Origin of the sequence: Inquilinus sp. YAF38, assembly GCF_052113205.1 — a bacterium.
Classification (GTDB): domain Bacteria; phylum Pseudomonadota; class Alphaproteobacteria; order DSM-16000; family Inquilinaceae; genus Inquilinus.
Genome location: NZ_JBFRCU010000157.1, coordinates 1 through 8,187, shown reverse-complemented (window position 1 = coordinate 8,187; position 8,187 = coordinate 1). Strand labels below are relative to the sequence as shown.

General features: G+C 70.9%; 8 protein-coding genes. 3 read left to right on the top strand and 5 right to left on the bottom strand.

The genetic code is table 11. From position 1 onward, the window contains the following. Window positions 1–1,248: ABC transporter permease (locus tag AB4Z01_RS35280; RefSeq protein ID WP_441701395.1), on the top strand; the 1,248-nt coding region annotated here is incomplete at its 5' end. Window positions 1,249–1,277: 29 nt separating this feature from the next. On the opposite strand, the gene AB4Z01_RS35275 is transcribed toward AB4Z01_RS35280, so the two are convergent. The 4 genes from AB4Z01_RS35275 to AB4Z01_RS35260 all read right to left on the bottom strand — a co-directional run bounded on the left by AB4Z01_RS35275 (window position 1,278) and on the right by AB4Z01_RS35260 (window position 5,299). Next, on the bottom strand, window positions 1,278–1,652 hold the full coding sequence (locus tag AB4Z01_RS35275; RefSeq protein ID WP_441701393.1) for a GFA family protein: 375 nt from the start codon (window positions 1,650–1,652) through the stop codon (window positions 1,278–1,280). A 26-nt stretch (window positions 1,653–1,678) separates the two neighbouring features. Beyond that, window positions 1,679–3,421, bottom strand: coding sequence for an adenylate/guanylate cyclase domain-containing protein (locus tag AB4Z01_RS35270; RefSeq protein ID WP_441701391.1), 1,743 nt, complete (start codon window positions 3,419–3,421; stop codon window positions 1,679–1,681). Between the two features lie 313 nt (window positions 3,422–3,734). Continuing rightward, window positions 3,735–4,769 carry a nicotinate-nucleotide--dimethylbenzimidazole phosphoribosyltransferase gene (gene cobT, locus AB4Z01_RS35265; RefSeq protein ID WP_441701389.1) on the bottom strand — a complete coding sequence of 345 codons (1,035 nt, stop codon included), beginning with the start codon at window positions 4,767–4,769 and terminating at the stop codon, window positions 3,735–3,737. A gap of 77 nt (window positions 4,770–4,846) precedes the next feature. Further along, entirely contained in the window at window positions 4,847–5,299 is a 453-nt protein-coding gene (locus tag AB4Z01_RS35260) for an NUDIX hydrolase (RefSeq protein ID WP_441701387.1), read from the bottom strand. Between the two features lie 146 nt (window positions 5,300–5,445). Between AB4Z01_RS35260 and AB4Z01_RS35255 the strand changes: the two genes are divergently transcribed. Next, a complete protein-coding gene (locus AB4Z01_RS35255) occupies window positions 5,446–7,110 on the top strand; it encodes a Na/Pi cotransporter family protein (RefSeq protein ID WP_441701386.1) in 1,665 nt (554 codons plus the stop codon). Between the two features lies 1 nt (window position 7,111). Then, window positions 7,112–7,951: a carbon-nitrogen hydrolase family protein gene (locus tag AB4Z01_RS35250; RefSeq protein WP_441701384.1), complete on the top strand. Its 840-nt coding sequence runs from the start codon at window positions 7,112–7,114 to the stop codon at window positions 7,949–7,951. Here the strand turns inward: AB4Z01_RS35250 and AB4Z01_RS35245 are convergent. Further along, a partial coding sequence (locus AB4Z01_RS35245; protein ID WP_441701382.1) for a hypothetical protein occupies window positions 7,897–8,187 on the bottom strand: 291 nt, incomplete at its 5' end. The genes AB4Z01_RS35250 and AB4Z01_RS35245 overlap by 55 nt on opposite strands.

The window sequence follows — 8,187 nt, the reverse complement described above, 5'->3', positions numbered from 1 at the left end:
GCCCGGCTGCGGCCGCAGGGCGCGCCGCTGCGGCCATGGCTGGCCTTCCTGAACCGGCTGCGCGAAGCCTTCCGCATGGCGCTGCTGGCGATGAACGCGCACCGGTTGCGCACGGTGCTGACCATGCTGGGCATCATCATCGGCATCGCCTCGGTGGTCTGCATGGTGGCGCTGGGCCAAGGCACGCAGCAGCGGGTGCTGGCCGAGATCTCCAACCTCGGCACCAACACGCTGGAGGTCTTCGCCGGCAAGGATTTCGGCGATGTCCGCTCGGCCAAGGTTACGACGCTGGTGGTGGCCGATGCCGACCAGTTGACGCGCCAGCCCTATGTCGCCGGGGTGACGCCGACGGTGTCGACCACCAGCACGGTTCGCTACGGCGCGCGCGAATCCAGCGCCCTGGTCAACGGCGTCGGCGCCCAGTACTTCACCGTGCGCGGCACCAGGCTGCTGCGTGGCCGGCTGTTCGACCCCGACGGCGCGCGGTCGCTGTCGCAGGACGTGGTGATCGACGAGGAGACGGCCAAGACCATGTTCCCGGATCCAGGCGAGGACCCGCTCGGCCAGATCCTGCTGGTCGGCAAGGTGCCGGGCCGGGTGGTCGGCGTGGTCGAGACCCAGCAGGGCGGCTTCGGCGGTAGCCAGAACCTGTCGCTGTACCTGCCTTACACCACGGTCCAGGCCCGCTTCATGGGCAACACCTCGCTGCGCAGCATCACCGTTCGCGTCGCCGACGACGTCAGCACCGACCTGGCCGAGGCGGCGGTGACCCGGTTCCTGACCCAGCGGCACGGTGGCAAAGACTTCTTCATCCTCAACACCGACGACATCCGCCGGACCATCAGCGGTGCGACCCAACTGCTGTCGCTGCTGATCGCGGGCATCGCCGTGATCTCGCTGATGGTCGGCGGCATCGGGGTGATGAATATCATGCTGGTGTCGGTGTCGGAGCGGGTGTCGGAGATCGGCGTCCGCATGGCGGTGGGCGCCCGCCAGGGCGACATCCTGCAGCAGTTCCTGATCGAGGCCGTGCTGGTGTGCCTGATCGGCGGCGTGCTCGGCATCGCCGTGGCCCTCGGACTGGGCGCGGTGGTCGGGGCCGTCGTCCCGGTGATCGGGCTGATCTACTCCCCCGGCTCGATCGTCGCCGCCTTCCTGTGCTCGACCTTGATCGGCGTCGTCTTCGGCTACCTGCCGGCCCGCAACGCCTCGCGCCTCGATCCCGTCGTGGCCCTGTCGCGCGACTAGGAGTTGTGGACTCTAGGGCGGACGGCCTCTTAACCGAGCTCCCCGACCCAGGGATGGCGGTGCTCGGCAAAAATCGCCTGGGTCGGCGCCGGGAAGCCCGGATCGGCGAAGGCGCCGACGGCCACGGCCACGACATCCGGTTTGCGGCGCGGCTCCCAGACCACAGTCGAGCCGCAGGTCGGGCAGAACCGGAAGCTCACCGGGAAGCCGCTGTCGGACGGGCGCTCATAGCTCCGACTCGGCCCCTCCACCCCAACGTCGTCGCGCCGGAACACGGCGGTGGCGCCATAGGGGCTGCCGGTTCGCCTCTGACAGGCCAGGCAGTGGCACACCGACACCAGGATTGGCTCGGCCGCGCAGATCACGCGCAGCCCGCCGCAGGCGCAACTCGCCGTTCTCGCCATGCTCGGTTCCTCCTTGGGTCCAGACCCTAGTCCGGCAGTCCCGCCCGGCGCAGGGCGTCGAGATAGCGCTCCATCACCCCGGCCTGCTTCCACGGCACACCGGCGCGGGTGTTGGCGATGGTGGCGCCCGGCGCCATCGCCAGCAGGCCGGCCAGCGCCGCCTTCGCCTCGTCCGCCCGGCCCAGCGCCGACAGGGCGGCGGCCAGAAGCCGGTGCGCCACCGGAAAGGCCGGGTACAGATGGATCGCCCGGCGCGCCTCTTCCGCCGTGGCCTCGTCGTCGCCTTCTGCGAAGGCGGCCAGGCCCAGGAAGGCGTGGCACCAGTGGTTGGCCGGGTCGCGAGGGCTCAGCCGCAGCGCGGTGCCCAGCATCTCGCGCGCCTGCTCCGCCTGGCCCGACAGGGCATAGTGGCCGCCGCCGAGCATGTGGGCGAAGGCCAGGTTGGGGTTGATCGCCAGCGCCGTGTCCAGCCGGCGCTCGGCCTCGTCGAAGCGGCGCAGGAACAGGGCGACCATGCCCAGCACGGTCTGCGCCTCGGCGTCGCGCGGGTCCAGGTCGACCGCCTGGCGCGCCATCGCATCGGCCGCCATCAGCGACCGGCCGGGGTCGGCGCTGCGCCCGAACAGCACGTCCCAGACGTCGCACATGGCATGGATCACCCGGGCGCGGGCCAGTCCAGGGTCCAGCGCCATCGCCTGGGCGGCGAAGGTGCGGGCCTGGGCGCCGTCCTCCGGCGTCAGGCGCCAAGCGTGCCAGCCGGCGCGCATGACGCAGTCCCAGGCGTCCATGCCGGCCGGGTCCAGCCGCCGGGCGCGGCGCATCTCGGCGCCGATCAGCTCCGGCGCCACCACGCCGACGATGCTGTCGGTGATCTCGTCCTGCACCGCGAAGATGTCGTCCATCTCGCGGTCGTAGCGCTCGGCCCAGACGTGCGCACCTGTGGCGGCATCAATCAGCTGGGCGGTGATGCGCATGCGGCTGCCGCCCTTGCGCACGCTGCCCTCCAGCACGTAGCGGACGCCCAGCTCGCCCGCCACCTGCTTCACGTCGACCGGGCCGCCCTTGTAGGTGAAGGACGAGTTGCGGGCGATCACCAGGAAGCCGTGGTGCCGCGACAGCCCGGTGATGATGTCCTCGGCGATGCCGTCGGCGAAGTATTCCTGGTCGCGRTCCGCGCTCATGTCCTGGAACGCCAGCACGGCGATCGATGGCTTGGCCGGGATGCCGGCCGAGCCCGGTGCGACCTCGGCGCCGCCCGCCAGTTCCAGCCGCACCCGGTACACCCGCACCGGCTTCTGGATGTTCTTGAGCTGCTGCTGGCCGAGGTCGTCGAAGGCCAGGTCCAGCTTGCCGATCACTTGGTCGAACACGCTGGCGGTGACCGAGATGCCGCCCGGCTCGGCCATGCCCTCGAGGCGGGCGGCGATGTTGACGCCGTCGCCCAGGATGTCGTCGCCGTCGATGACGATGTCGCCCAGGTTGATCCCGGCGCGATACTGGATGCGGCGTGGCTGCCCGGCCTCGGCCTCGGCGACCGCGCGCTGGATCCGCACCGCGGCGTCCAGCGCGTCGACGACGCTGCCGAACTCGACCAGCATGCCGTCGCCGGTGGTCTTGACCACGCGGCCGCCATGGCCGTGCAGCGCCGGCTCGATCAGCTCGCGCCGATGGCTCTTGTGCCGGGCGAGAGTGCCGGCCTCGTCGGCCTCGACATGGCGGGAATAGCCGACCATGTCGATCGCCAGGATCGCGGCAAGCCTGCGGGTCACGCGGTCGGTGCTCAAAAGACGGACCTCACCTGGTGCGCGCCGCGGGCACCTTACCGGCGCCGGCTGGGACGAGTCCATGCAGGCAAGAGCCAGGCTTGGCTATTGCGTTGCCTCTCCCGCGAGCGAGACCCTTTCAGAATCCCCAAAATCCGTCATCCCCGCGGAAGCGGGGATCTCGTAACGCTCTGACTGGAAAGAGATTCCCGCTTTCGCGGGAATGACGGCAAAGGGAAGGGCTGCTGTTTTGAAAAGGTCTGGCAAGCGGAAGCGGCAACGGGCCTGTTCTGATCCTCACCGGCCGCGCGGCGCGGTCTCAATCCTTGTCGCTGACCCCAGCCTGGGCGAAGGTGGCCATGCCCTCGTGGCAGGCCAGGGCGCCGCGGACCAGGCCGATCGCCAGGGCCGCGCCGGAGCCCTCGCCGAGCCGCATGCCGAGGTCCAGCAGCGCCGTGCGGCCCAGCTTGTCCAGCAGCCGGCGATGCCCCGGCTCGGCCGAGACATGGGCGATCTGGCAATGGTCCAGGGCGTGCCGGTCGGCGGCCCAGAGCACCGCGGCGGCGGCGGTGCAGGTGTAGCCGTCCAGCAGCACCGGGATGCGCGCCATCCGCGCCGCCAGCACGGCGCCGGCGATCGCCGCCAGCTCCAGCCCGCCGAGATGGCGCAGCACCTCCAGCGGATCGGTCAGCGCGGCCCGGTGGGCGGCGACGCCCTTGGCCACCACCTCTGCCTTGTGCCGGATCCCGGCGGCGTCGACACCGGTGCCGGGGCCGACCCAGTCGGCCGCCTCACCGCCGAACAGCGCCGTCGCCAGCGCCGCGCCGGCGGTGGTGTTGCCGATCCCCATCTCACCCAGGCACAGCAGGTCCAGGCCCGGCTCCACCGCCATCATGCCGTAGGCCATGGCACGGACGCATTCGGTCTCGGTCATCGCCGGGGCGATGGTGAAGTCGGCAGTCGGGTGCTCCAGGTCCAGCTCATAGACCCGCAGGTCGCTGTCGGCGACTTGGGCCAGCTGGTTCACCGCGGCGCCACCGGCGACGAAGTTCTTCACCATCTGCGCCGTCACCGCCACCGGGTAGGCGGAGACGCCCTGGGCCACGGCGACGCCGTGATTGCCGGCGAACACCGCGACGCGGGGGCGGCGGAGCTGCGGCGGGTGCCTGCCCTGCCACACCGCCATCCACTCCGCCAGATCCTCCAGCCGGCCCAGCGACCCGGGCGGCTTGGTCAGCTGCCGGTCGCGCTCGCGCACTGCCGTGCCGGCCTCGAGATCCGGCCCGGGCAGGTGGCGCAGCAGGGCGCGGATCTCGTCGAGGGTGTCGGGCAGGGGCGTCTGGGTCTGGGCCATGGTAGGGGCGTCCGGTTGCGGAAGCGCGGACCCTGCCACCAAAGCGGTGCGGCGTCAAAATCCGGGCCGGGTGTCCCTCACTCCGCCGCCTTGCGCGCCTGCAATCGCCCGACGAATCCGGCGACCACATCCCGCAGCCCACGATCGTCCAGCAGGTCCAGCGCCTCCTCGGGGTCGCACCATCGGGTCTCGCGCTCATGCGCCTCGGGCCAGGTCTTGTGCTGCCGCTCGACCTTCAGCGGGAAGACGCCGACCTCGCAGGGCACGCTGACGCCCTCCTCGATCCACTTGTCGTAGACGAAGCTGCCGATCGGCTTGGTCCCGATGGCGCCGCGCACCCCGGCCTCCTCATAAGCCTCGCGCGCCGCCGATTTCGACGGCTTCAGCCCCTTGATCGGCCAGCCTTTCGGGATGATCCAGCGCCGCGTCCCGCGCGAGGTGACCAGTAGGATCTCGAGTGCACCGTCCGGCCTCACCCGATAGGGCAGGGCGCCGTGCTGCACCCGGACGGCCTTGGTCTTGCCCGGCATCCTATCCTCCGCCGTCGCCCGGCCTTGATCGGCCCGGGCAAATCAGGAACCATCGCGCTGTTCCCGCCGTTCCGAGCACCCGGCCCGTCCGACCCAAAGCCTATGTGAAGACAAGAGCGGAGGCGATCGCCTTTCGAGGCCCCAGGATGAGCTTTCCCGTTACCCTGATCGATCTGGCCGGTTCCATCGCCCTGCTGCTGTGGGGCACGCATATGGTGCAGACCGGGATCCAGCGCACCTTCGGACCCAAGCTGCGCTCGATCCTGGGCAGCGCCTTGAAGAACCGGTTCCGGTCCTTTTTCGCCGGCATCGGCGTCACCGCGGTGCTGCAGAGCAGCACGGCCACCGGGCTGATGGTGGCGGGCTTCGCCGCCGGCGGGCTGGTCGACCTGGTGCCGGCGCTGGCGGTGATGCTGGGCGCCAATGTCGGCACCACGCTGATCGTGCAGGTGCTGTCCTTCGACGTGGCGGCCGCGGCGCCGGCGCTGATCCTGGTCGGCTTCCTGCTGTTCCGGCGTGATTCCAGCACGCCGACGCATGATCTCGGCCGGGTGTTCATCGGGCTCGGGCTGATGCTGATGGCGCTGCACCAGCTGCTGACGCTGATGACGCCCTATGAGGACGCGCCCAGCCTGCGCCTGCTGCTCGGCGCCATCTCGACCGAGCCGGTCCTCGACGTGCTGCTGGCCGCCGCCTTCACCTGGGCGGTGCATTCCAGCGTCGCCGTGGTGCTGCTGGTGATGTCGCTGGCCGCCAACGGCGTGGTGCCGCCGGAGGCCGCCTTCGCCCTGGTGCTGGGCGCCAATCTCGGCACCGCGATCAACCCGGTGATCGAAGGTGTGTCCAGCGACGACCCCGCCGCCAAGCGGCTGCCGATCGGCAACCTCGCCAACCGGCTGCTCGGGGTGATCGTGGCGCTGGCCCTGCTGCGCTGGCTCGGGCCGCTGATGGTGACGGTCGAGCCCGACAATGCCCGCGCCGTGGCCGATTTCCACACCCTGTTCAACCTGGTGCTGGCGGTCATCTTCCTGCCGCTGCTGACACCCTATTCGAAGCTGCTGCAGCACCTGCTGCCGCGCCGGATCGACCCGGCGGACCCGTCGCGGCCGCTCTATCTCGACGCCGCGGCGCGGGAGACGCCGATCGTGGCGCTGGGCGGCGCCGCGCGCGAGGCGATGCGCCTGGCCGATGTGCTGGAGACGATGCTGCACGGCGCCCGCGACGCGCTGCACAAGGGCGACCGCAAGATGATCGCCGAGACCAAGCGGATGGACGACGTGCTCGACCATCTCAACACCGCGATCAAGACCTACCTGACCTCGCTGGATCCCGAATCGCTCAGCGACGCCGACCACCGCCGGCTGGGCGAGATCCTGAACTTCGCCATGAACATGGAGCAGGCGGGCGATGTGATCGATGGCAACCTGCTGCCGCATTGCGCCAAGCGGCTGAAGCGCGGGCTGGTATTCTCGAAGGAGGGCGAGGCCGAGTTGCTGGGGATGATGGACCGGCTGGTCACCAACCTGCGCACCGCTGCCTCGCTGTTCATGACCGACGACCGCCGCGCCGCGCGCCTGCTGGTCGACGAGAAGGTGACGTTCCGCGACCTCGAGGCGGCGGCCACCCAGTCGCATTTCGACCGGCTGCGCACCGGCCGCCGCGACACGGCGGAGACCAGCGCCCTGCATCTCGACCTGCTGCGCGACATGAAGCGGGTCAACGGCCATATCGTCGCCGCCGCGGCCTATCCGGTGCTGGAGCGCTCGGGCGAGCTGCTGGCCAGCCGGGTCACCGACGGCGAGGGGGTGTGACATGGCCGGCCCGCTCCGCATCGCCATCGCCCAGAGCCGGATCGACTGCGATATACGCGCCAATGGCCGGGAGATCCGCGGCCTGATGCGCCGTGCCGCGGCGGGTGGGGCCCGGCTGGTCCAGTTCCCGGAAGGCGCCGCCTCCGGCTACGCCAAGTCCGAGGTGATGTGCTGGGATGAGGTCGACTGGCCGGCGCTGCGCGAGGAACTGGAGGAGACGGCGGCCCTGGCCGGCAGCCTGGGCCTGTGGGTGGTGCTGGGCAGCGCCCATCCGCTAACCGCGCCGCACCGGCCGCACAACAGCCTCTATGTCATTTCCGACACTGGGGCGCTGGCCGGGCGCTACGACAAGCGGCGCTGCTCGCACACCGAGATCACCGGCTGGTTCTCGCCCGGCCAGGGGCCGCTGACCTTCGCGGTGGACGGCTTTACCTTCGGCTGTGCCGTGTGCATCGAGATCGTGTTCCCCGAGCTCTTCGCCGAATACGAGGCGCTGGGCGTCGATGCCGTGCTGGTGTCCACCTACTCCCGCGATCCCGTTTTCGGCGTCCTGGCGCGCGGCCATGCGGCGGCGACCTCCCTGTGGATCGGGCTCGCGAACCCGGCGCAGTGCAGCCGGGATCTTCCCGCCGGCATGATCGGGCCGAGCGGCGCCGTGCTGGCCGAAGGCGGCCGGAATGGGGAAGCCGACCTCGTCTTCGGCACGTTCGACCGGTCCGATCCGGCTTTCGATATCGCTCTGGAAAAGGCCCGGCCCTGGCGCCGCACGGCCCGGCTGGGCGAGATCTACGAGTCGCGCCGAGTCGAGGATCCGCGTAGCCGTGACCGGGCGGGGTTCTGATCGGCTGGAGTGGTGACGGTCCGGCAGAACGCCTCCAACTCCGCGGCCACCGCCTCCGGCAGCGATCGGCCGCGTTCGAAGCCCCACCAGAGTACGGCGCCCTGCCATTGTGCCGCCATCAGCCGGCCGAGATCGGGGCGCGGGCCGGCGTCGTCAGCCAGGCGCCGGCCCAGCGCCGCGGCCAGCACCCGGCCCCAGGCGGCGCCGCGGCGGCGCAGCACCGCGTCGCGCAGATC

Bases quoted from the DNA above. Each gene is read 5' to 3' on its own strand.
- AB4Z01_RS35275 (WP_441701393.1), bottom strand. From the start codon at position 1,652: ATGGCGAGAACGGCGAGTTGCGCCTGCGGCGGGCTGCGCGTGATCTGC.
- cobT (WP_441701389.1), bottom strand. From the start codon at position 4,769: ATGGCCCAGACCCAGACGCCCCTGCCCGACACCCTCGACGAGATCCGC.
- AB4Z01_RS35260 (WP_441701387.1), bottom strand. From the start codon at position 5,299: ATGCCGGGCAAGACCAAGGCCGTCCGGGTGCAGCACGGCGCCCTGCCC.
- AB4Z01_RS35255 (WP_441701386.1), top strand. From the start codon at position 5,446: ATGAGCTTTCCCGTTACCCTGATCGATCTGGCCGGTTCCATCGCCCTG.
- AB4Z01_RS35250 (WP_441701384.1), top strand. From the start codon at position 7,112: ATGGCCGGCCCGCTCCGCATCGCCATCGCCCAGAGCCGGATCGACTGC.